The sequence below is a fragment of the Streptomyces diacarni genome (assembly GCF_003323715.1).
GTDB classification, from domain to species: Bacteria; Actinomycetota; Actinomycetes; order Streptomycetales; family Streptomycetaceae; genus Streptomyces; species Streptomyces diacarni.
Genome location: NZ_QOIN01000033.1, coordinates 10,858 through 33,154, shown reverse-complemented (window position 1 = coordinate 33,154; position 22,297 = coordinate 10,858). Strand labels below are relative to the sequence as shown.

Here is a 22,297-nt window from a genome sequence, read left to right as displayed (position 1 = left end):
TTCAGCCCTCCGGCGAGGGCGCCACATCCTGGAGCAGCTGGGTGAAGGCGGCTTCGTCGATGACGGGCGTGCCGAAGGCGCGGGCCTTGGAGAGCTTCGAGGTGGCCGCTTCGGGGTCGTTGGTCACCAGCAGGCTGGTCAGCCGCGACACGCTGGTGGCGATGTGCAGACCGGCCTCGATCGCGCGGTCCTCCAGCAGCTCGCGGTCCACCGACGTGTCGCCCGAGACGGCCACCCGCATCCCCTGCACTAGCCGGCTCCCCGGCTCGTAACGCCCCGGATTGGGGTAGGGGCAGGCGGGGCGCTTGCGTGAGGGGCGCCAGGTGCCGTAGCCGCGCGCGTGGGTGCCGTAACCGCCGCCCGCACCGCCACCGGGGCGCGGCACCACCGAGTCGGACCACTCGCTCAGCGGCGTGCACGCCAACAGGGGCAGCCGCGTCTCCTGGCTGGCCGCCAGGTGGAGGCTGGGCCGGAAGACCTCGGCCAGCACGCGTGCGTCGTCCAGCGCGTGGTGGGCCCGCTGCTGGACGACGCCGTAGTGCGCGGCGAGGGACTCCAGCTTGTGGTTGGGCAGCGGGAGTGACAGTTCCTTGGACAGCGCGATGGTGCACAGCCGCTGCCGCACCGGGGCCTCGCGCCGGGCGCGTGCGTACTCCCTGGAGATCATCGACCAGTCGAAGATGGCGTTGTGCGCGACCAGGACGCGGTCGGCCAGGCGGGCGGCGAACTCGTCGGCGATGTCGGCGAACAGGGGCGCGTCGGCCAGTGCCTCGGCCGTGAACCCGTGGATCCAGGTGGGCCCCGGGTCGCGCTGCGGGTTGACGGGGGTGTACCAGTGGTCCTCGATCTCGCCGCGCGCGTCCAGGCGGTAGACGGCCGCCGACACTATCCGGTCGTCGCGCGCCAGGCCCGTCGTCTCGACGTCGACCACCGCGTAGCCGTCCGGGTAGGCGGACGGCCAGATCAGCGGTGGCGGGGCGTCGGCGGCGGGTTGCGCGGGGATGCGCTCGGACATCCCCTCGGTGCGTGCCGTCTGGTCTTCGAGCATGGTCACAGAGAATACGGGGCGGTACTGACAGTGCCGTCAGGCACGCCCCCTGGAGGGCGGTGGGGGCCGCCGCACGGTGCGCCTCTGCGGGCGAACGGCCGCCGCCCGCGGGCGAGTCGGGAGAGAAGGAGGGGCGCGGCGGGCGAAGGGGTACCGGCGGCCAAGGGCCGGGCCGCTCGTTTCGCGGGGGCCGACGGCGGAGGGGCCGGGCCGCTCGTTCCGCGGTCCGGCCCCTCGCCTCACGTCACCTCACGTCGTGCCGTGTTCCGGGCGCGCGGCCCGGGCGGCGGGCGTCACTTGGTGACGGCCGCCAGCGCGTCCACGAGCCCGTGCCCGTAGAAGCTGTTGTTGCCCCGCACGCCGGTGCACTTGGCCGCGTACGTGCCGTTGCCGTCCGGGTCGTAGGCCTCCTCGGGGCAGGGCAGGGTCTGCGCCTGCGCCTTCAGCAGCCAGGAGATCTCCTGGGCACTGGACTTGGGGTGGGTGCTCTTGAGCAGCGCCGCCACACCCGCCACCTGCGGGCCCGCCATCGAGGTGCCCTGGAGGTAGGCGTAGTCGCCGTTCGGCATGGTGGACAGCACGCCGCCGTCCTTGGCCGGCTCGTCCGGCGTCTGGAACGCGCGGTCACCGCCCGGGGCCGTCACATCGATTTCATATCGGCCGTAGTTGGAGTAGTACGACTTCAGGTTCTCCGGTCCTGTGGCCGAGACCGAGGTCGCGCTGGGCAGCATCGAGGGCACGTCAGGGCAGGCGGCCGGGTCGATGGTGCGCTTGACGGGGGTGCTGTCGTTCGGGCTGGTGTCGTCCACGATCTCGCTCGCCGCCAGGTCCTGCGAGGAGTTGCCGGCCGAGCTGACCGTGGTGACGCCCTTGCGCTGGGCGTAGTCGACGGCGCGCCGCACCGCGTCGGCGATGGCCTTCTGGTCGACCTGGTCGTCGCAGTTGTAGAGCCAGGGGTCGACGTAGTAGCTGTTGTTGGTGACCTCGATGCCGTGGTCGGCGGCGAAGACCATGGCGCAGACGACGGCCTCGCTGTAGAACAGCGACGTCTCCGGCTCGCTCACCTTGATGGCGGAGACCTTCACTCCGGGTGCGGTGCCCGCGATGCCCACGCCGTTGCGGTCGGCGGCGATGATGCCGGCCACGTGGGTGCCGTGGTAGTCCTCGTCCGGGTTGTACGGGCGCCAGGCGCCGCGCGAGGTGTCGGCCTTGCCGCCGACGCAGTTCGCGGACTGCTTGGCGGAGAAGTTGGCCTTCAGGTCCGGGTGCGTGTCGTCGACGCCGGTGTCGATGACGCCGACGGTGACCTTGCGGCTGCCCTCGTTGACCTCGGCGGCCTTGTCGGCCTTGATGGCCCGCTTGTCCCACTGCAGGGACTCCAGGGGCTCCTGGTTCTTCGCCTCGGCCTTCTTCGCGAGCGTGGACGCCTTCTTGGGCTCCTTGACGAAGACGGGCTTGCCCACCTCCGTGGTGGTCGCGGCCTTCAGCGGCGCTGTGCGGGTGGCACCGGCCGAGTCGACTCCGTCGACCGCACGCAGCGTCTCGCCGAACTGCGGGTTGGCGGAGTGCGCGACGACGACGCCGATCTTCTTGTACGCCGCGACGACCTTGCCGTCAGCCTTGCGTATCTCCTTCTTGACACGTTCGACGGTACCTCGGTCGGTATCCGTGTTGACGACGTAGCTGAGCTTCTCGCCCGCCTTCGCCTTGGGGGCCGCGGTGGAGTCGGTGTCCTGCGCGTTCGCCGCCGCGGCGCCCGCCAGGCCCAAGGAGGCGGTCAGTACCAGTCCCAGCGGCACCGCGAGAGCGCGTCGCCGTCTGGAAGGTCTCGAATGCATGGGGTCTCCGTGTCGTCTGAAGTTGTCCACAGACGACGGAAGTTATCCCTGTGGGGCGGGTAACTGCAATGGATTGATGGAGAAAGTCCGAAGGCTGTGCGGAGCCGTGATCGTTTCTCTCCGTTCTTCCGCCGACCCCCTGTCGCCGAGCCGGGCCGCGCTCTACGATGCGCACCCGTGTGCCTGCTGAGACATGAGTCACACTCTGCCGTTTTTACCGTCCCTCTGTTCCCTTTTGCCTTTCCGCGACCCGCCCCTCGCGTTTCGACCGTCCCTCCCAGTCCTCCTGGAGTCATCGTGGACACCGCACCAGAACACGCGCATTCCGGCCCACCAGGCGGCCGGGACTACACGGACGTGCAGCACAGCGCCGAGTTCTCCGAACTGCGCAGCAGCTACCGCTCGTTCGTCTTCCCGCTGACCGTCGCGTTCATCGTCTGGTACCTGCTCTACGTCCTGCTCTCCAACTACGCGGGCGGATTCATGGGCACGAAGGTCGTCGGCAACGTCAACGTCGCGTTCGTCTTCGGCCTGGCCCAGTTCCTCACCACGTTCCTGATCGCCTGGTGGTACTCGCGCTTCGCCGCCGCGAAGCTCGACCCCAAGGCGGAGGCGCTCAAGACCCGGCTGGAGGCGGAGAACCTCCAGCGGGCCACCGACGCCGGGGGCACCGCACGGCCGGAGAGCGGAACCATCGGCCACCAGGCCGACCCGCGTGACCAGGACAAGGGCGAACTCGCCGGGCAGGAGGACGACGCATGAGCGCCACCCACGCGATCGCGGCGCCCGCCGTGCAGCTGGCCGCCGAGGGCGCCAGCGCACACCGGCCGCTGATCATCACGCTCTTCTCGGTCTTCGTCGCCATCACCCTCGCCGTCACCGTGTGGGCGGGCCGGCGCACCAAGGACGCCGCCGACTTCTACGCGGGCGGACGGCAGTTCAGCGGCTTCCAGAACGGGCTCGCCATCTCCGGCGACTACATGTCCGCCGCGTCCTTCCTCGGCATCGCCGGAGCCATCGCCCTGTCGGGGTACGACGGCTTCCTGTACTCCATCGGCTTCCTCGTCGCCTGGCTGGTCGCCCTGTTGCTGGTGGCCGAGCCGCTGCGCAACTCCGGGCGCTACACGATGGGCGACGTCCTGGCCTACCGGATGCGCCAGCGCCCCGTCCGCACCGCGGCCGGCGTCTCGACCATCATCGTCTCGATCTTCTACCTGCTCGCCCAGATGGTCGGCGCGGGCGCGCTCGTCGCGCTGCTGCTGGGCATCACGGGGGAGACGGGCAAGAACCTGATCGTCGTCTTCGTCGGCGTCGTCATGATCCTCTACGTCACCATCGGCGGCATGAAGGGCACCACCTGGGTGCAGATGATCAAGGCCTGCCTGCTGATCGGCGGCACCGTGATCATCACGTTCCTCGTCTTCCACAAGTTCAACTACAACCTCTCCTCCCTCCTCGGCGCGGCGGCCGAGAACAGCGGAAAGGGCGCGGCCTTCCTCGAACCGGGCCTGAAGTACGGCGCCACGACCACCTCGAAGATCGACTTCATCTCGCTCGGCATCGCCCTCGTCCTCGGCACCGCGGGACTGCCGCACATCCTCATCCGCTTCTACACCGTGCCCACGGCCAAGGCCGCACGGAAGTCCGTCAACTGGGCCATCGGCATCATCGGCGTCTTCTACCTGATGACCATCGCGCTCGGCTTCGGCGCCGCAGCGCTGCTCAGCCCCAAGACCATCACCGACTCCAACGCGGCCGGCAACACCGCCGCGCCCCTCCTGGCCCAGGAGATCGGCGGCGGCGCGGACTCCACCGGCGGTGCCGTGCTGCTCGCGATGATCTCCGCCGTCGCGTTCGCCACCATCCTGGCCGTCGTCGCCGGACTCACCCTCGCCTCCTCGTCCTCGTTCGCGCACGACCTGTACGCGAACGTCATCCGCAAGGGCAACGCCACCGAGAAGGAGGAGGTCAAGGCCGCACGCGTATCCGCCGTCATCATCGGCGCCGTCGCCATCGGCCTGGGCATCTTCGCCGGCAAGCTCAACGTCGCGGGCCTCGTCGCCCTCGCCTTCGCCGTCGCCGCCTCCGCGAACCTGCCCACCCTGCTCTACAGCCTCTTCTGGAAGCGCTTCACCACGACCGGGGCGCTCTGGTCCATCTACGGCGGGCTGATCTCGTCCGTGCTGCTGGTCTTCTTCTCGCCGGTCGTCACCGGCAAGGAGTCCTCCATGTTCCCGGACGTGGACTTCGCCTGGTTCCCGCTGGAGAACCCCGGACTCATCTCCATCCCGCTCGGATTCCTCCTGGGCTGGGTCGGCTCCCTCTTCTCGAAGGACGAGGGGGCCGGCGGTGCCAAGTACGCGGAGCTGGAGGTGCGGTCCATGACGGGCGTCGGCGCCCACTGACGGAGCGCTGAGCGGACGCACCCATGGGGCTCCGCCCCTCCGACCCCCGCGGCGAGGTGCCGGCGGGGTCGGGGAGGGCGGAGCCCCATGGCGTGTGCGAGGCCTGCCAGGAGCACGCCCTGGCAGGTGCGAGGCGCCGGAAGTGGGAGCTGTCGGATCGCACAAACGTGACTTACGCTGCAAAGTATGCTGCTCGACACCTACGGCCGCACCGCCACCGACCTCCGCGTCTCGCTGACCGACCGCTGCAACCTGCGCTGCACGTACTGCATGCCGGAGGAAGGCCTGCAGTGGCTCGCGAAGCCCGAGCTGCTCACGGACGACGAGATCGTCCGTCTGGTCCGTATCGCCACCGCGGAGCTGGGCGTCACCCAGGTCCGCTTCACAGGCGGCGAACCCCTGCTGCGCCCCGGGCTGACGGGCATCGTGGCGCGCTGCGCCGAGCTGGAACAGCGCCCCCGGATGTCGCTGACGACCAACGGCATCGGTCTGGAGCGCACCGCGGCGGCGCTGCGCGAGGCGGGCCTCGACCGGGTCAACGTCTCGCTGGACACGCTCGACGCCGACACCTTCCAGCGGATGACCCGGCGCAAGCGCCACGCGGACGTGCTGCGCGGTCTGGCCGCCGCCCGCACGGCGGGCCTGACGCCGGTCAAGGTCAACGCGGTGCTGATGCCGGGGCTGAACGACGGGGAGGCGCCCGACCTGCTGGCCTGGGCGCTGGAGGAGGGCTACGAGCTGCGCTTCATCGAGCAGATGCCGCTGGACCCCCAGCACGGCTGGCAGCGCGAGGGCATGATCACCGCGGGGGACATCCTGGCCGCGCTGCGGACCCGCTTCACCCTCACCCCGGAGGGCGAGGACGCGCGCGGTTCGGCCCCGGCGGAGCGCTGGCTGGTGGACGGCGGCCCGCAGCGGGTCGGCGTCATCGCCTCGGTCACCCGCCCCTTCTGCCGCGCCTGCGACCGTACGCGGCTGACCGCCGACGGCCAGGTGCGTACGTGCCTGTTCGCGACGGAGGAGTCGGACCTGCGGGGCGCGCTGCGCGGCGGAGCGAGCGACGCCGAGGTGGCCGGGCTGTGGCGGAAGGCGATGTGGGGCAAGAAGGCGGGGGCGGGCATCGACGACCCCTCGTTCGTGCAGCCGCAGCGCCCGATGTCCGCCATCGGAGGCTGACGGCACGGGCGGATGACGTCGCCGTGCCCTCGAAAGGCCCCAACCGTGTAGGTGATGTGTGCGGCCACGGTCTGGTTGTGGCCTCTGTGGGATATTGCCTCCTGCACGTTCACCGACGGGGGAGGGCACGTGGCAGGGTTCGTCGAGCGGGCAACAGTAGGCCCTCTGCTGGAACAGGATCCGGAAGAGATCGGCGGCTATCTGCTGCGGGGACGGATCGGCAGCGGCGGGATGGGCACGGTGTACCTGTCCGAGACACGGGGCGGGTTGCCGGTCGCGCTGAAAAGGGTGAAGCCCGAGCTGGCTGCCGACCCGATGTTCCGGAGGCGGTTCGAACAGGAGGTTCGTGCCTCCCGGCGTGTCCGAGGCCAGTACATCGTGCCGCTGCTCGACGCCAACACGGACGGCGACGTGCCCTGGCTCGCCACCGAGTACGTGCCCGGTTGCGCACTGGCGCCTTTCGTCGCCCGGAACGGACCGCTCCCGCCGGCCGCCGCGGTGCGGTTGACCGCGGGCATCGCGCAGGCGCTGGCGACTATCCATGCGGCGGACGTCATCCACCGGGACCTCAAGCCGGGCAACGTGCTGCTGACCGACGACGGCCCGGCGATCATCGACTTCGGCATCGCCAGGGCCGCCGACGCCACCGCGCTGACCGGCACCGACGTCCACCTCGGAACGCCGGCGTTCATGGCTCCGGAGCAGATCAAGGGGGGCGCCTCGGTCCTGCCGGCCACGGACGTCTTCGCACTGGGCCTGACCGTGTATGTCGCCGCCACCGGCGCCCACCCCTTCGGAACGGGCCCGCACCCAGTGGTGTTCTACCGGATAGTCAACGAGCAGCCCGACCTCAGCGCCTGTCCTGCGCAGCTGGAGGAGTTGCTCGCACTATGCCTGAACAAGGATCCGGCAGCCCGCCCCTCCCCGAGCGAGATCGTCGCACGGTGCCAAAACATCGGCGCCGACAAGGGTTTGCGCGCCATCCTGCCGACGACGGGCTGGCTGCCCGACGCGACCGGAACGACGGAACCGGGCAGCCTGGCCACCTCACCCACCGCCACAGCGGAACCGCCCGTCCCGACGCGTGGTGATCCGCCGACCCGTAACCTCACGTTTCCGGCCGCCCAGCCGACCGGGCCCCGCTCACCAGGCAGGCCCGGCGCCGCTGGATCGCCGGGGGACGAAGAGCCAGGCAGCCCGCTCCGCAAGTCCTTTCGGAGGGAGGCGGCGTTGGCGGCCGTAGCCGTCGTGGCCGTCCTCTCCGTGGTCGTGCTCACCGTGTACGGCAGGAACATCTCCGCTTCCGGTTCCCCGTCGGACACCCCGAGCTCCGGGCGGTCCTCGGCAGCGGACGGCAAGGAGGGCGGCTCCAGCAGTACCCCCAGCGCCGTGCCGAGCGGGAAGCCGAGCATCGAGATCACCGATACCTCATCCCGCTGGTCCACGACGTGTTCGTGCTACACCGTGAGCGCGAAAGTAGAGGTCTACTTTCCTGAACGCTCAGCGGTCCGTGCCCAGTGGAATGCCGCCCAGGAGGGCTCCGGTCCGACACTGAAGCACGAGCAGGAAATCAGTGTCAGGGCGGGCCGGCACAAAGAACTGCAGTACCTGTTCCAGACGGACGACTGCAACAGGTCCTACGAGTTCTGGGCCGACGACACGCGCTACAACGCAGGTTCGCACGCCGACTATCCGGAAGTGCGCGACATGGTCGTCGTCCCGGTGCCGTGCAGATGACTCGTGTGGAGTACGCCCCCGAACCTTCGGCACGACCTCCACGCTGCCGATACCGCGCCGGCCACCGAGCGATGAGCCGCCCGAGAGACACGGACTGAGCCCCGGTCTCGGTGACGCAGCGGGTACGGCCGCAAAACCACACGTGCACACGGCCGCGGCCTTGTCGCAGGCACCACCGGCCACATGATGCGGGGGCGGAGTGCGCGCTACTCCCCCCGCCGCCTCCCTCGCAGCAGACCCACGAGCGCTGGGCACAGGAGAAGGGCCAGGCCGAGGGGGACGAAGAGCAGCATCGCCACGCGGTTCCCCTCGAAGTCGCCGCTGAAGGCTGTGACGATCCCGCCGAGCATGAGGAGCACCCCGATCACCTGGAAGCGCCTGAGGTACGGGGAGTCCGTCGCGATCGACACCCACCGCTTCCTCGCGGGCTCGGGTGCCGGAGCCGCGGGCTCAGGGGCCGGAGCCGGGGCAACGGGGCGCCGATATGAGCGGCAGTCGTCGCCGACGAAGAGGCGGACCTCGCGGTCGCCGGCGTGGACCCTCCAGGTGTGTCCGGGAAGATGCACGGAGGCTTCGGACGACACGTAAGGGGGCAAGCCCCGCAACCGGTGGGCAGCCTCATCCGCGTGAGCGTCCAGATGAGCCTGGAGCCCCGCCCGAGCTTCCTCGGGAGTCGGATACGTGCGCGCGCTGAACTGTACCGTCGCGCCCTGGATGTGCACCCAACCCCAGTGGTCGATCACGCGGACCCGGCCCCCCTCGACGTCACCGCTGCCTCCCTCGTCCACCCCCCGGCTACCGGGGGAACAGACCTTTCCCCGCCGGTACGCGGCAACCCACTGGTGCGAGACGTCGGGAACCGGCCGACACCATCGTCCTGCCTCCTGCTCGCTCGGAATCGGCGCGCCGGAAGCGCCCCCAAATCGAGGCACCCTACCAGCGGTTGGCAGCGCGCCGCGTCTAGGACGGCTGTGCGCCGTCGGGCGGCTCCCACTCGCTCAGTGCCACGGTGTCCTTGAGGAAGCCGCGTACGCCGAGGAACTTCGCCAGGTACTCGCGGTGTTCCTCGCAGGCGAGCCAGGTCTTGCGCCGTTCAGGCGTGTGCAGCTTGGGGTTGTTCCAGGCGAGCACCCACACGGCCGCCGCACGGCAGCCTTTCGCGGAGCAGACCGGGGTGTCGGGCCCGTCGGCTGAGGGGGAGGCGGAAGGGATCACAGACCCATCTTCCACCACTGCCCGGACATTAAGCGACGCCGGGCAGCCACGGGGGGAGCCGCCCGGCGTCGGTCCATCGCTCCGACGGGGGATGCGGAGCGCACATGAAGTATTGCATGCGGGGGCGGTCGCAGTGCACCGGAACCGCAAGATTGATCTGAGGTTTTCCTGAGCTTCGCGTCCGGTGCGGCCTCAACTGCGTCTGTCCGCGCTCTCGTTCGCCGCCTGCCCGGCGTCGCCCGAGGAGGTCTTTCCCTCCGCTTTGGTCACGTGGGAGCCCTCCAGCACGTGGCGCTCAGGCTCCGGCACGAACGTGGACGGCGCCGAGGGCGCGTTCTCCCGCCCCGCGTTGGCGATCACCACCGCCACGTAGGGGAGGCCCCCGCCGAGGACCAGCGCCACGATGGCCAGGGGCCGTTCCACGTCCCACAGCAGCACGGCGGCGAGCACGGCGACCGTGCGGAACAGCATCGAGATCACGTAGCGGCGCTGTCTCCCGCGCACGTCCTCCTGGAGGCCTGTCCGAGCCCCGGTGATCCGGAACACCTCAGCCTGGTGCTGCTTCCGCATCAGTCCCACCACCTGCTCGCCTGCCGTTCTCCGCGGCCGTACCGGGAGATCCGGATATGTCCACGGTACGCCCCGGGTGCGTCAGGAACGAGACCGGGGCGTGGGGCCCGGACGACCGGTCGCTCTACGACGAACGAGGTGCGGCGCACTCGACGGTCTACCCAGAGCGACCGGGTCGAGCCGCCCCGGACCGGCATGAACCGGGTGGGCACGGGCCGGACGGGCAGGGACCGGGCGGGTACGAGCCGGACGGCCTGGGCCGGACGGGCCCGGAACCGGGCCCGCCCGGGCGGGTCAGAGCCCCCGGACCTCGGCGACCTTGCGGCCCGCCTTGAGGTACACCGCGTCGGCCGCGCCGCCCCCGTGCGCGGACACCGCCTCCCGGACGACGTCCGCGAGCGGCCGCAGCGCCTCCGCCTCCGGCAGCACGACGGCCTGCTGCTCCTGCCCGTCCTTCTCGACGATGAGCCGCAGCCCGTTCTGCTTGGCGATCCGGCGCGCCGCCGACGCGCTGGGGGTGAAGCCGAGCACCTTGGTGAGCACCGCGGCGATGCCCTCCTCGCCGTGCTCGGCGACCTCGACGGAGGGCAGCTCCCCGGCGTCCGCGAAGGACTTCTTGGAGAACTGGGCGACGAAGTGGGCGCGGGCCGCCATCGCCGCCGCGATGCCGTGCAGCGCCGAGACGACCTCGCCCGCCAGGACCTTCTTCAGGTCCATCGGGTGCAGGGTGCCCGCCTCGATGCGCGCGGTGGCCTGCTCGATCTCCGGGTCGGTCCACTCGGTCCAGGCCCGCAGGTACGGCACCATCAGCCGGTCCGGGATCGACATGATCTTGCCGAACACCTCGTCGGGGGTGCTGCCCAGACCCACGTAGTTGCCCTTGGACTTGGACATCTTGGCGCCGGACCCGTCGGTGCCCTCGACCAGCGGCATGGTGACCACCAGCTGCGGCTGCTGCCGGTGCGCCTCCATGATCCGGCGGCCCATCTGGAGGTTCAGCAGCTGGTCGACGCCGCCGAGCTCCACGTCGCAGGCCAGCTCGACGGAGTCGAGGGCCTGGGCGACCGGGTAGAGCAGCTCCGACATCGTCAGGCCCGAGCCCTCCGAGAGCCGGTTGCGGAAGTCCTCGCGCTGGAGCAGCGAGGAGACCGGCACCTGCGCCAGGAGCCCGAGCAGCTGCGGCAGCGTGCAGGGGGCGAGCCAGCGGCTGTTGTGGGCGAAGCGCACCTTCTCGAAGTCGAAGAAGGGGCGGACCTGCTCCTGGTAGCCGGACAGGTTCCGCTCGATGTCCTCGTCGGTCAGCGGCGGGCGCTCGGCCGTGCGGCCCGAGGGGTCGCCGATCTTGGCGGTGAAGTCGCCGATGATCAGTGTGACGTCGTGGCCCATGCGCTGGAAGCGGCTCAGCACGATGACCGGCACCGCATGGCCCAGGTGCACGTCGGCAGCCGTCGGATCGATGCCCAGTTTGACGTGCAGGCCCCTGCCCTGCGCCGCGCGCTGCTCGATCCGCTCGGCGAGCTTGTCGACGGAGGGCAGCAGCTCCACGGAGCGCGCCCCGATCAGCTCCGCCTGCTCCTTGCCCGTCAGATCACTCAGGTCCAGAGAGCGCCGGGCCCCGGTCTCCGCGAGCAGCTGCTCGACGTGGGTGTCGGAGGTGAGGTCCTGGGCCAGCAGCTCACTGGCGCGCTGTACGGAGTCGCCGAGGCGTGTCACGTCACTGTCCTGGTGGTGGTTGCTGAAAACGGTCAGGCGAAGTCTATGCGCCGCCGCAGGTGCGCGTGCCCGCGGCCGCCGCGGCGGGCGGCGGTTTCTGTAGGGACTCCACAGGTCGCTGTCGGTGCCCCTGTCCGTGCCCGCGTGCTCGCCGAGCACCGCCGCCGGATAGGTTCTCTTTGGGACAGACCGTGTTGGACAGTGACAGCAGCAGAGAGGGTGGTCACACCGTGAGCCGCTCAGTGCTCGTGACCGGAGGGAACCGCGGCATCGGCCTCGCCATCGCGCGGGCCTTCGCCGAGGGCGGCGACAACGTCGCCGTCACCTACCGCTCCGGAGAGCCGCCCGAGGGCTTCCTCGGCGTCAAGTGCGACATCACCGAGCCGGAGCAGGTGGAGCAGGCGTACAAGGAGATCGAGGAGAAGCAGGGGCCGGTCGAGGTCCTGGTCGCCAACGCGGGCGTCACCCGCGATCAGCTGCTGCTGCGGATGTCGGAGGAGGACTTCACCTCCGTCCTCGACACCAACCTCACCGGCGCGTTCCGGGTGGTCAAGCGCGCCTCCCGGGGCATGCTGCGCGCCCGCAAGGGCCGTATCGTGCTGATCTCCTCGGTCGTCGGCCTGATGGGACAGGCCGGGCAGGTCAACTACGCCGCCTCCAAGGCCGGTCTGGTGGGCTTCGCCCGCTCGCTCTCCCGCGAGCTGGGCTCCCGCAACATCACCTGCAACGTCGTCGCTCCCGGGTTCGTGGACACCGACATGACCCGGGCGCTCAGCGACGAGCAGCGGGCCGATTTCGTCAAGCAGGTACCGCTGGGCCGTTACGCCGAACCCGCCGAGGTCGCCTCCTCGGTGCGGTTCCTGGCGTCCGACGAGGCCGCGTACATCACCGGAGCCGTCATTCCCGTCGACGGCGGATTGGGCATGGGTCACTGAAACAATGAGCGGAATCCTGGCGGGCAAGCGCATCCTTGTCACCGGCGTCATCACCGACGGGTCGATCGCCTTCCACGCGGCGAAGGTCGCCCAGGAGCAGGGCGCTGAGGTCCTCCTCACCGGTTTCGGCCGGCTCTCCCTGGTGGAGCGGATCGCCAAGCGGCTGCCCGAGGCCGTGCCCGTGATCGAGCTGGACGTCAGCAACCAGGAGCACCTGGACGGGCTCGCTGACAAGATCCGCGAGCACTGGGGCGAGGACGCGCGGGTGGACGGCATCGTCCACTCGATCGCCTTCGGCCCGCAGGGCGCCTTCGACTTCCTCGGCGCCGCCTGGGAGGACGTCAGCACGGCCGTGCACATCTCGGCGTACTCCCTCAAGTCGCTGACCATGGCCTGCCTGCCGCTGATGCACGAGGGCAGCTCGGTCGTCGGGCTGACCTTCGACGCGCAGATCGCCTGGCCGAAGTACGACTGGATGGGCGTGGCCAAGGCGGCGCTGGAGTCCACCAACCGCTACCTCGCGCGCGACCTGGGCCCCCAGGGCATCCGCTGCAACCTCGTCTCGGCGGGCCCGATCAAGTCCATGGCGGCCAAGTCCATTCCGGGCTTCGAGGAGCTGGCCGACGTGTGGAACCACCGCGCGCCCATCGGCTGGGAGCTGTCGGACCCGGAGCCGGCCGGACGCGGTGTCGCCGCCCTGCTGTCGGACTTCTTCCCGCGGACCACCGGCGAGATCGTGCACGTCGACGGAGGGGTGCACATGATGGGGGCCTGACGCCCTCGCCGGGGCCGCGCGGGTGCTACAGCGCCCCGCGGCTCCACTCCGCCGTGTGGGAGGCCGCCTCGTGCGAGGCGGCCTCCGCGTCCTGTGCGCGGATGGCTTCCAGCAGCCGCGAGTGGTCCATGTAGCCCTCGGGGCGCAGGGTCTCTCCCACGTCGTGCCGCAGGAAGGCGCGCAGCACCTCGGCGAGGTCCGCGTACAGCGCGCTGAAGACCTCGTTGCGCGACGCCGCGACGACGCCCATGTGCAGGCTCTGGTCCGCGTCGATGAAGCGTTCGACTTCTCCCGACTCCCACGCCGCCTCCCGGCGGGCCAGCAGCCCGTCGAGCTGTGCGAGGTCGGCGTCCGTGCGCCGCCGCGCCGCCAGCCTGGCGCCCGCCGTCTCCAGCGCGGAGCGCAGCTCGGCCACGTGCCGCAGGTCGGTCCCCGCGAAGCGCCGGTGCATCACGCCCGCCAGCTCGCTGGTGGCCAGCACGTAGGTACCCGAGCCCTGTCTGATGTCGAGCAGGCCGTTGTGGGCGAGCGCGCGCACCGCCTCGCGCACCGTGTTGCGGGCTACGCCCAGCTGCTCGACCAGCTCGGGCTCGGTCGGGATGCGGCTGCCCACGGGCCACTGCCCCGAGGCGATCTGCTGGCGCAGTGTGGCGATCACCTGGTCGGCCAGCGGTGCGCGCTGGGGCGCGGACAGCGGGGGAGCGGAGCCGCGGGACGGGGACGGGGGAAGGGATTGGCCGCGATTCATCCCATGATTCTATGATGGGCCTCATGGCCATGGCAGACGACGACCGCAGGAATCCCCCGCACGAGCCCGACCGCCGACCCGCCGCCACCGGCGTACGCGAACGTCCCGACGCGGCACGTACCGCCGACGCGCCGGTGTCGCCACCCGAGCCCGGCGGCCCCGCCCCCGTGGCCTCCCCCTGGATGCTCCGCCTCGTCGCCGTCGGGCTCGTCATCGCGGCGCTCAACCTGCGTCCCGCCATCTCCGGGCTCGGCCCCCTCCTGGAGGAGATCCGCGGTGGGCTGCACATGAACGGCGCCGTCGCCGGACTGCTCACCTCCGTACCGCCGCTCTGTTTCGCGCTCTTCGGCGGCCTCGCGCCCCGGCTGGCCCGCCGCCGCGGTCCGGCAGCGGTCGTGCTGGCCGGCATGGTCGCGGTCACCCTCGGGCTCGCCCTGCGCCCGTTCGCGGGCGGCACCGGCACCTTCCTCGCGGCCACGGCGCTCGCCCTGGCCGGTATCGCGGTGAGCAACGTGCTGATGCCGGTCGTCGTCAAGCACTGGTTCCCCGACCGCGTCGGCTCCATGACAGGGCTCTACTCGATGGCGCTGTCCATGGGCACGTCGGCGGCCGCCGCCGTCACCGTGCCGCTGACCGGCGCCCTCGGCGGCAGTTGGCGTGCCGGACTGGGCGCCTGGGCGGTGCTGGGCGTCCTCGCCGTCGTCCCGTGGCTCCTGATCACCCGTGACCGTTCGGCGCGGGGCCCCGAGCCGCGGGCCGAGCAGGAGGCCGTCCCCGAGGAGACGATCGAGGGCGAGGCGCGCAGCGAGTCCGAGGCGCGCAGCGAGGGCGAGGCGCGCCATCACGAGGCCGAGGCGCCCGCCGCCGGACGTCACCCCGGAAGCGAGACCGGCTCCGGGGCCCCCGCAGGCACCGGAGCTCCCGCAGGCACCGGAGCTCCGGCCGGCTCCGCGGCCCCCGCCGGGAAGGCGTCCGCGCTGCGTATCGCCAAGTCGCCCACCGCTTGGTGGCTCGGCGTCTTCTTCGGGCTCCAGGCCTCCGCCGCCTACATCACGATGGGCTGGCTGCCGCAGATCTTCCGCGACGCGGGGGTCTCCGCCTCCGCCGCCGGTGCGATGCTCGCGGTGACGATGGGCATGGGCATCCCCCTCTCCTTCGTCCTGCCGAAGATGGCCGCACGGATGCGGCACCAGGGTCCGCTGGTCCTGGCACTCGGCGTCTGCGGCCTGGTCGCGTACGCCGGTCTGTGGCTGGCCCCCGCCTCGGGGGCATGGGTGTGGTCCCTGGTCCTCGGCGTCTCCAACTGCGCGTTCCCGCTGGCGCTCACCATGATCGGCATGCGGTCGCGGTCCAGCGCGGGCGTGGTCAAGCTCTCCGCCTTCGCGCAGAGCACCGGCTACCTGCTCTCCATACCGGGACCGCTGCTGGTCGGCTCCCTGCACGATCTGAGCGGCGACTGGCGGATGCCCCTGGTGCTGATGGCGGCGCTGATGGTCGCGCAGATGGCGTCGGGGCTGCTGGCGGGCAGGGACCGTGTCATCGAGGACGGACGCTGAGTGGGACACTGGCACACATGCCAGTCCTCGAACCGCATCCCCCCAAACCGCAGAAGAAACTGCTGATGATCTTCGGCGCGATGATCGCCGTCACGGTCGTCATCGGGGTCATCGCCAGCATCGCCTCGCCCTGATCCGGGCCGGGCCCGGATCGGGACCACCGTCTTCGACGTCGGGCCGTCGGGTCTTCGCCGCAGCAGGTGTACCCAACCCCCCATCCCCTAGGGGGTTGGCTTCAGGGGTAACTGGGTGGCTCACCGGATGGGGCGACCCCCCGAAGCTTCGTAGCGTCGCCTTACAGCGACGAAAACGAAGCAGAGGAACCCGGAGGCGAGCCCCATGACGGCCCCCGCGCACGGCATGACAGACGGAAGCCGGACGCGCCCTGCGGCGCGTGCCGTACAGACGAGGCTGCCGTGGTGGGGGGCCGTGCTCCCGGCGCTCGGCTTCGCACTGCTGCTGGTCCTGCTGCTCGGCGCCGGCCGGGCCGACGCCGCCGAGCAGACCGCGGGCAGCCCCCTGGTCTCCTTCCTCGTCCACCTGTGGAGCAGCCTGCCGGGCTGACCCGCGGCCGGGCCCGCACGGTTCCCCGAGACGTGCACGGGGCGCGTAGGGGGAAGTCATCACTGTCCGTCACCCACCCCGGGATGAACCGTCCAACACCATGCGCCCGGCACCGCGTTTCGTGCGAAGCTGGGAAACATGAGCGTCGATGTGCCCCGCAAGATCGTCCTTCTCCGGCACGCCAAGGCGGACTGGCCCCAGGTGGCGGACCACGAGCGGCCTCTCGCCGAACGCGGCCGCCTGGACGCCCCCGCGGCGGGCGAGTGGCTCGCCGGTCAGGGCATCACCCCGCAACTGACCCTCTGCTCGACGGCGACCCGCACACGCGAGACGTGGAAACTGGTCGTCTCCCACCTTTCGCAGCGCCCCAAAACGGTCTACGAGGAGCGGCTGTACGACGCGCCGCCCGGAGCGATCATCGAAGTGGCGAACGAAGTCGCCGACGAGGTGCGGGATGTGCTGATCGTCGGCCACAACCCGGGTATGCAGTCCGTCGCCGACGTGCTCGCCGGGAGCGCCGACCACGACGCGCAGGAGCGGATGGCACGCGGGTTCCCCACCGCGGCCGTCGCCGTCCTGCGGTTCACCGGCTCGTGGAAGTCCCTGGAGGCGGGCGGCGCGGAGCTCACCCACTTCTGGTCCCCGCACGAGTGAGCCGCGGCTGAGCTCCTTCCGCCGACCGTCCCGTCGCCGCGGCACTCCGTCGGGTGCCGCGGCGCTTTCGTCCGCCTGCAGGCCCGGTTCGGCGGCGAACGAGCCGCCTCCCAGCCCCTGTTCGACCGCGGCGAGACGGCGGGCCGCGTCGGCCCCGTCGACCAGGCGGTGGTCGTACGAGAGCGCGGGGTGGGTCATGCGGCGAGGCGCTCGTGCGCCTCTCCCCGCCGGTCCGGCCCGGCAGCAGGCGAGACGCACGTCACACCGGCTCGTGTCACACTGGGCCGAGACGCCTCGTCAAGGGTGTGTAACCGTCGGCACGACGCTGTGGAGCGCATCATGGAAGCACGCCTGAACGCCTTCGCCAACCCGGTCCTCACCAAGGTCTTCAAGCACCTCATCGCCGCCGACAAGGTGGTCGGGGACTCGACGCTGCCCGCCGCCACACAGGAGCTGGTGAAGCTGCGCGCCAGCCAGATCAACGGCTGCGGCTTCTGCACCGACATGCACTTCAAGGACGCCGTGCACGCGGGGGAGTCCGCTGAGCGCCTCAACATGGTCGCCGCCTGGCGGGAGGCCACGGTGTTCACCGAGGCCGAGCGCGCGGCGCTGGAGCTGGCCGAGGAGGCCACCCGCGTCGCCGACGCGGCCGGCGGGGTCACCGACGAGGTCTGGGCAGGCGCCGCCGAGCACTACGACGAGGAGCAGCTGGCGGCGCTGGTGGGGGTCATCGCCGTCATCAACGCGTTCAACCGCGGCAACGTCATGCTCCGGATGCCGGCGGGCGACTACCAGCCCGGCCAGTTCGGCTGACGGTGACGGCGCCGCCCGAGGGGAGACGGTGAGCGCCGCTGCGGGGTCCGCCCGCCGCGGCGCGCTCCGGGTCAGTACAGCTGGGCGCGGTCCTCGCCGGCTGCCTCGACGAGGCCGTCAGCGGCCTCGACCTCTTCCCGGGTGACGCCCAGCAGGTAGAGCACCGTGTCCAGGAACGGCACGTTCACCGCCGTGTGGGCCTTCTCCTGCACCAGGGGCTTGGCGTTGAAGGCGACACCGAGCCCCGCCGTGTTCAGCATGTCCAGATCGTTGGCGCCGTCACCGATGGCGACCGTCTGCGCCAGCGGGAGACCCGCCTCGGCGGCGAAGCGGCGCAGCAGCCGCGCCTTGCCCGCGCGGTCGACGATCTCGCCCGTGACCCGGCCCGTCAGCCTGCCGTCGACGATCTCCAGGGTGTTGGCGGAGGCGAAGTCGAGACCCAGCTCTTCTCGGAGCGCGTCCGTGACCTGGGTGAAGCCGCCCGAGACGACGCCCACCTGGTAGCCGAGCCGCTTGAGCGTACGGACCAGGGTGCGCGCGCCCGGCGTCAGCCGCACCTGCTCGCGGACCTTGTCCACGACCGAGGCGTCCAGCCCGGCCAGCAGCGCCACGCGTGCGTGCAGGGACTGCTCGAAGTCCAGCTCCCCGCGCATGGCCCGGGTCGTCACCTCGGCGACCTCCGCCTCGCAGCCCGCGTGGGCGGCGAACAGCTCGATCACCTCGTCCTGGATGAGGGTGGAGTCCACGTCCATGACGACCAGCCGCTGGGCCCTGCGCTGGAGCCCGGAGGCGACGACGGCGACGTCGATGCCGTACTTCTTCGCCTCCAGCGCCAGCGAGGTGCGCAGCAGCGACGTCTGCGCCCCCGAGACGTCGAACTCGACCGCCAGCACCGGGTACTTGGCGAGCCGGAAGATGCGGTCGATGTTGCCGCCCGTGGAGGTGATGCTGGCCGCTATGGCGGCGGTCGACTCCGAGGTCAGCGGGTGGCCCAGCACCGTGACGTGCGAGCGGCCCGTGCCGCGCGGCCGGTTGTCGCCCGTGCCGGAGATGATCTCGGCTTCCATGCCCATCGACTCGGCCCAGCTGTGCACCGTGGCGCGCAGCTCGCCCTCTGTGCCGGTCCCCGCCGTGGGAGCGGTCACCAGTGCGCACAGCGTGATGCGGCCGCGCGTGACCAGCTGCTCGATGTCGACGACCTCGACGGCGAACGCCGCGAGGGTGTCGAAGAGCCCGGCGGTGATACCGGGCCGGTCCCTTCCGAAGATCTTGACGAGGAGGGTCGGGGTGTCGGCGTACGACGGAGGCGTGGCCACATCTGCGCTCATGGTCCTGCCACAGTACCGCCGCCCCGCCGGGCGCCCCGCCTCGGCCCGGTCGCCGACCGCCCGCGAACCGGCCACGGCACCCGTCCGCACCCGTCACGCGGCTTGTCCGTATCAGTCGGGATCGGTGCCGATCCGCCCCGCATCGACGGCCAGGACCCTTTCTCCCGCACAGCTCAACCGAATGGTCACAGCCTGGTCCCTGTCGCTGGCCCGGCTTCCTGTCGGAGGGCCGCGCCTGGAATAGTTCCCCACGATGTTCGCCATCCCTAGACTCCCTCTCGGCAGGGGGTACCTCGGGGGACAACTTTGTGGGGCATGGAGTGCCGGAACTCGTACTGGAATTGAACGGACAGACCTGGACGCTCGATCCGTCCAGGGCGTACACCCTCGGCCGCGATCCGCAGGGGGACGTCGCGATCGACGACGCCAGGGTCTCCTGGCGACACGCCACGGTGCGCTGGGGAGGGCGTGCCTGGGTCATTGAGGACCACGGCAGCACCAACGGCACCTATGTGCAGGGGCGCCGGCTCCAGCAGTTGGAGCTCGCCCCCGGCATGAGCGTTCACCTGGGCAACGCCAGCGACGGGCCGAAGCTCACCTTCTCCGCCGGCGCGGGCGGGCAGGCCCCGGCAGGCGGCATGTACGCGCAGGGGGCGGCAGCCGGTCAGGCGGCGGCCGCGCACAGCGCCCCGACGCAGCAGCCGGGCATCGTGCCCGGTGGTCAGGGTGCCGGCTGGGGTCAGCAGCCCCAGCAACCCCCGCAGCAACCCCAGCAGCCGCACCCGGGCTGGCAGCAGCAGGCGCCCCAGATGCCGCAGCAGATGCAGCAGGCACCGCAGATGCCCCAGCAGGGTTACGCGCAGCAGGCGCCTCCGCAGCAGTACCCCCAGCAGCACGTGCCGCAGCAGGGCGTGCCGCAGCAGCACGTGCCGCAGCAGGGCGTGCCGCAGCAGCACGTGCCGCAGCAGCACGTGCCGCAGCAGGGCGGCCCTGTGCCGCACGGTGCGCTGGGCCCGCAGGGGACGGGCCCGCAGGGGAGCGGTCCCGCCGCGGGCGGCCAGACCGGTGGTGGGGACCGCAGCCCGACGACGTTCCACCAGCTCTCCCTCGGCCGGGTGATGCGCATCGGCCGTGCGCTGGAGAACGATCTGGTCGTCTCCGACCTCCAGGTCTCCCGGAACCACGCCGAGTTCCACGCCTCACCCGACGGACGCGCCGAGATCCGCGACCTGGGCAGCCACAACGGCACCTACGTCAACGGCCAGCCGATGCCCAAGTCCGGGACGGTGACGATCACCCCCCAGGACATCGTCGGCATCGGCCACTCCACCTTCCGGCTGGTCGGCGACCGGCTGGAGGAGTTCGTCGACACCGGTGACGTCTCCTTCTCCGCCCGCCACCTGACGGTGAAGGTGGACGGCGGCAAGGTCATCCTCAACAACGTCACCTTCGGCGTACCGGAGAAGTCGCTCATAGGCGTCATCGGCCCCTCCGGGTCCGGCAAGTCGACGCTGCTGCGCGCACTGACCGGGTACCGGCCGGCCGACGCGGGCGAGGTCCTCTACGACAACCGCAACCTCTACAAGCAGTTCGCCGAGCTGCGGCAGCGCATCGGCCTCGTCCCCCAGGACGACATCCTGCACAAGGAGCTGAAGGTCCGCACCGCGCTGCGCTACGCGGCCAAGCTCCGCTTCCCCGGTGACGTCGCCGAGGCCGAACGCAACGCCCGCGTCGAGGAGGTGCTGGCGGAGCTCAAGCTCGACATCCACGCCGACAAGCGCGTCACCTCCCTCTCCGGCGGCCAGCGCAAGCGCGTCTCGGTCGCCCTGGAGCTGCTCACCAAGCCGTCGCTGATCTTCCTGGACGAGCCGACCTCGGGTCTCGACCCGGGCATGGACCGCGACGTCATGCAGCTGCTGCGCGGCCTGGCCGACGACGGCCGCACGGTACTGGTCGTCACCCACTCGGTGGCCGAACTCGGCCTGTGCGACAAGCTGCTGGTGATGGCGCCCGGCGGCGGTGTGGCCTACTTCGGGCCGCCCGAGGAGGCGCTGAACTTCTTCGGCTACGACTCGTGGGCCGACGTCTTCTCCGCCTTCGAGAACTACCGCGACTACGACTGGATGGGCCGCTGGCAGGGCTCGCAGCACTACCAGATGTACGCGGCCGACATCGACCAGCAGTCGCCGCAGGACCCCTACGCCGCGCAACAGCAGGCGATGCAGCCGCAACGGCTGCAGAAACCGCAGAGCTGGGGCAGTCAGCTGTGGACGCTGATGAGACGCTACATGTCGGTGATCGTCTCGGACCGCTCCTTCCTCGTGCTGTCCTTCGTCACCCCGCTGATCCTCGGCTTCGTCAGCACACTGATGCCGTCCGACTACGGGCTGACGGCACCGGCGGGCAAGACCAACGGCGACGCGGGGCCGATCCTGCTCATCCTCGCCATCGGCGCCTGCTTCTCCGGCGCGGCCAACTCGGTACGTGAGCTGATCAAGGAACGCGTCATCTACGAACGCGAACGGGCCACAGGACTGTCCCGTTCGGCGTACCTGATGTCGAAGGTCATCGTGCTGGGCGTCGTCGCCGCCATCCAGGGCGTGCTCATGTGCGTCGTCGGCTTCTTCCCGCGCGACCTGCCCGAAGAGGGCCTGCTGATCACCAACCCGGCCCTCGAGATGGCCCTGGTCATGATCGCCCTCGGCGCCACCTCGATGATGTTCGGCCTGATCATCTCCTCGCTGGTGAAGACCTCCGAGAAGACGATGATCCTGCTCGTCCTCTTCGCGGTCATCCAGGTCGTCTTCACCGGCGTGCTCTTCAAGCTGTTCGACAGCCCGGGCGTCGAGCAGTTCGCCTGGCTGATGCCGTCCCGGTGGGCCATCGCGGGCCTGGGCACCACGGTCGAGCTCGGCCGCCTGATGCCGCAGGACAAGAAGGACCCCACCAACACCGACCCGCTGTGGGACCACTCCCTGGACCAGTGGGCGATGGACGTCGGCATCCTCGTCGTGATGGGCATCCTCTGCTACTTCGTGGTCATCCGCCTGCTGCGCCGCCACGAGCCGGAGATCATGCGCAAGTAAGCCACGCGGACACGTCCGCACGGAGCGAGGGGGCACCCGCCCGAGGGTGCCCCCTCGCGCGCTGTTCCAGGGCCCTGGGACCACCGACCTAGGACCACAGGGCGGCCACGCCCCTGGCCGCGGTCCGATCCCGCGA

Annotated in this window: 19 protein-coding genes and 1 pseudogene; 12 read left to right on the top strand and 8 right to left on the bottom strand. The window is 70.8% G+C overall.

The window, feature by feature from the left end; translation table 11 throughout:
- Position 1: 1 nt before the first annotated feature.
- Complete coding sequence (locus tag DTL70_RS06105) at positions 2-1,048, bottom strand: DEDDh family exonuclease (protein ID WP_245979052.1); 1,047 nt, start codon at positions 1,046-1,048, stop codon at positions 2-4.
- Between the two features lie 293 nt (positions 1,049-1,341).
- Entirely contained in the window at positions 1,342-2,886 is a 1,545-nt protein-coding gene (locus tag DTL70_RS06100; protein ID WP_181860804.1) for a S8 family peptidase, read from the bottom strand.
- A 297-nt stretch (positions 2,887-3,183) separates the two neighbouring features.
- Between DTL70_RS06100 and DTL70_RS06095 the strand changes: the two are divergent.
- The 4 genes and pseudogenes from DTL70_RS06095 to DTL70_RS06080 form a co-directional block, all read left to right on the top strand.
- Positions 3,184-3,519: pseudogene (locus tag DTL70_RS06095) on the top strand (DUF485 domain-containing protein); the annotation flags it as partial.
- A gap of 125 nt (positions 3,520-3,644) precedes the next feature.
- On the top strand, positions 3,645-5,291 hold the full coding sequence (locus DTL70_RS06090; protein WP_181860803.1) for a solute symporter family protein: 1,647 nt from the start codon (positions 3,645-3,647) through the stop codon (positions 5,289-5,291).
- Positions 5,292-5,477: 186 nt separating this feature from the next.
- On the top strand, positions 5,478-6,467 hold the full coding sequence (moaA, locus tag DTL70_RS06085; RefSeq protein ID WP_114020823.1) for a GTP 3',8-cyclase MoaA: 990 nt from the start codon (positions 5,478-5,480) through the stop codon (positions 6,465-6,467).
- Between the two features lie 129 nt (positions 6,468-6,596).
- Entirely contained in the window at positions 6,597-8,204 is a 1,608-nt protein-coding gene (locus tag DTL70_RS06080; RefSeq protein WP_245979050.1) for a serine/threonine-protein kinase, read from the top strand.
- 206 nt (positions 8,205-8,410) lie between these two features.
- Here the strand turns inward: DTL70_RS06080 and DTL70_RS33200 are convergent, their stop codons facing one another.
- From DTL70_RS33200 to tyrS, 4 genes are all read right to left on the bottom strand, one after another.
- The gene (locus tag DTL70_RS33200) at positions 8,411-8,614 is read right to left on the bottom strand and encodes a hypothetical protein (RefSeq protein ID WP_147266734.1); all 204 of its coding nucleotides are present in this window, start codon (positions 8,612-8,614) and stop codon (positions 8,411-8,413) included.
- A gap of 550 nt (positions 8,615-9,164) precedes the next feature.
- Complete coding sequence (locus DTL70_RS06070) at positions 9,165-9,419, bottom strand: hypothetical protein (protein WP_114020820.1); 255 nt, start codon at positions 9,417-9,419, stop codon at positions 9,165-9,167.
- A 192-nt stretch (positions 9,420-9,611) separates the two neighbouring features.
- The gene (locus tag DTL70_RS06065) at positions 9,612-9,989 is read right to left on the bottom strand and encodes a DUF3099 domain-containing protein (RefSeq protein ID WP_181860802.1); all 378 of its coding nucleotides are present in this window, start codon (positions 9,987-9,989) and stop codon (positions 9,612-9,614) included.
- 294 nt (positions 9,990-10,283) lie between these two features.
- Complete coding sequence (gene tyrS / locus DTL70_RS06060) at positions 10,284-11,702, bottom strand: tyrosine--tRNA ligase (protein WP_114020819.1); 1,419 nt, start codon at positions 11,700-11,702, stop codon at positions 10,284-10,286.
- 230 nt (positions 11,703-11,932) lie between these two features.
- On the opposite strand from tyrS, the gene fabG reads away from it, so the two are divergent.
- Both fabG and fabI read left to right on the top strand, forming a co-directional pair.
- Positions 11,933-12,637, top strand: coding sequence for a 3-oxoacyl-[acyl-carrier-protein] reductase (gene fabG / locus DTL70_RS06055; RefSeq protein WP_114016956.1), 705 nt, complete (start codon positions 11,933-11,935; stop codon positions 12,635-12,637).
- A gap of 4 nt (positions 12,638-12,641) precedes the next feature.
- A complete protein-coding gene (gene fabI, locus DTL70_RS06050; protein WP_114020818.1) occupies positions 12,642-13,412 on the top strand; it encodes an enoyl-ACP reductase FabI in 771 nt (256 codons plus the stop codon).
- Between the two features lie 25 nt (positions 13,413-13,437).
- Here the strand turns inward: fabI and DTL70_RS06045 are convergent, their stop codons facing one another.
- Complete coding sequence (locus tag DTL70_RS06045) at positions 13,438-14,160, bottom strand: FadR/GntR family transcriptional regulator (protein ID WP_114020817.1); 723 nt, start codon at positions 14,158-14,160, stop codon at positions 13,438-13,440.
- Positions 14,161-14,189: 29 nt separating this feature from the next.
- Between DTL70_RS06045 and DTL70_RS06040 the strand changes: the two genes are divergently transcribed.
- The 5 genes from DTL70_RS06040 (at position 14,190) to DTL70_RS06020 (ending at position 17,747) form a co-directional block, all read left to right on the top strand.
- The gene (locus DTL70_RS06040; RefSeq protein WP_181860814.1) at positions 14,190-15,716 is read left to right on the top strand and encodes a CynX/NimT family MFS transporter; all 1,527 of its coding nucleotides are present in this window, start codon (positions 14,190-14,192) and stop codon (positions 15,714-15,716) included.
- Between the two features lie 17 nt (positions 15,717-15,733).
- Positions 15,734-15,850 (top strand): SGM_5486 family transporter-associated protein, encoded by a 117-nt coding sequence (locus DTL70_RS34740; protein ID WP_274709432.1) that lies wholly within the window; start codon positions 15,734-15,736, stop codon positions 15,848-15,850.
- A gap of 205 nt (positions 15,851-16,055) precedes the next feature.
- Entirely contained in the window at positions 16,056-16,280 is a 225-nt protein-coding gene (locus DTL70_RS06035) for a hypothetical protein (protein ID WP_181860801.1), read from the top strand.
- Positions 16,281-16,418: 138 nt separating this feature from the next.
- Positions 16,419-16,934 (top strand): SixA phosphatase family protein, encoded by a 516-nt coding sequence (locus DTL70_RS06030; RefSeq protein WP_114020815.1) that lies wholly within the window; start codon positions 16,419-16,421, stop codon positions 16,932-16,934.
- A 339-nt stretch (positions 16,935-17,273) separates the two neighbouring features.
- Positions 17,274-17,747: a carboxymuconolactone decarboxylase family protein gene (locus DTL70_RS06020; RefSeq protein WP_114020814.1), complete on the top strand. Its 474-nt coding sequence runs from the start codon at positions 17,274-17,276 to the stop codon at positions 17,745-17,747.
- Positions 17,748-17,818: 71 nt separating this feature from the next.
- Here DTL70_RS06020 and serB read toward each other — a convergent pair whose 3' ends face one another.
- A complete protein-coding gene (serB, locus tag DTL70_RS06015; RefSeq protein ID WP_114020919.1) occupies positions 17,819-19,075 on the bottom strand; it encodes a phosphoserine phosphatase SerB in 1,257 nt (418 codons plus the stop codon).
- 320 nt (positions 19,076-19,395) lie between these two features.
- On the opposite strand from serB, the gene DTL70_RS06010 reads away from it, so the two are divergent.
- On the top strand, positions 19,396-22,161 hold the full coding sequence (locus tag DTL70_RS06010) for an FHA domain-containing protein (protein WP_245979048.1): 2,766 nt from the start codon (positions 19,396-19,398) through the stop codon (positions 22,159-22,161).
- The last annotated feature ends 136 nt before the right edge of the window (positions 22,162-22,297 follow it).

Coding starts and splice junctions, on each gene's coding strand:
- DTL70_RS06105 (WP_245979052.1), bottom strand. CDS start 1,048: ATGCTCGAAGACCAGACGGCACGCACCGAGGGGATGTCCGAGCGCATC.
- DTL70_RS06100 (WP_181860804.1), bottom strand. CDS start 2,886: ATGCATTCGAGACCTTCCAGACGGCGACGCGCTCTCGCGGTGCCGCTG.
- DTL70_RS06090 (WP_181860803.1), top strand. CDS start 3,645: ATGAGCGCCACCCACGCGATCGCGGCGCCCGCCGTGCAGCTGGCCGCC.
- moaA (WP_114020823.1), top strand. CDS start 5,478: ATGCTGCTCGACACCTACGGCCGCACCGCCACCGACCTCCGCGTCTCG.
- DTL70_RS06065 (WP_181860802.1), bottom strand. CDS start 9,989: ATGCGGAAGCAGCACCAGGCTGAGGTGTTCCGGATCACCGGGGCTCGG.
- fabI (WP_114020818.1), top strand. CDS start 12,642: ATGAGCGGAATCCTGGCGGGCAAGCGCATCCTTGTCACCGGCGTCATC.
- DTL70_RS06045 (WP_114020817.1), bottom strand. CDS start 14,160: ATGAATCGCGGCCAATCCCTTCCCCCGTCCCCGTCCCGCGGCTCCGCT.
- DTL70_RS06040 (WP_181860814.1), top strand. CDS start 14,190: ATGGCAGACGACGACCGCAGGAATCCCCCGCACGAGCCCGACCGCCGA.
- DTL70_RS34740 (WP_274709432.1), top strand. CDS start 15,734: ATGCCAGTCCTCGAACCGCATCCCCCCAAACCGCAGAAGAAACTGCTG.
- DTL70_RS06035 (WP_181860801.1), top strand. CDS start 16,056: ATGACGGCCCCCGCGCACGGCATGACAGACGGAAGCCGGACGCGCCCT.
- DTL70_RS06030 (WP_114020815.1), top strand. CDS start 16,419: ATGAGCGTCGATGTGCCCCGCAAGATCGTCCTTCTCCGGCACGCCAAG.
- DTL70_RS06020 (WP_114020814.1), top strand. CDS start 17,274: ATGGAAGCACGCCTGAACGCCTTCGCCAACCCGGTCCTCACCAAGGTC.
- serB (WP_114020919.1), bottom strand. CDS start 19,075: ATGAGCGCAGATGTGGCCACGCCTCCGTCGTACGCCGACACCCCGACC.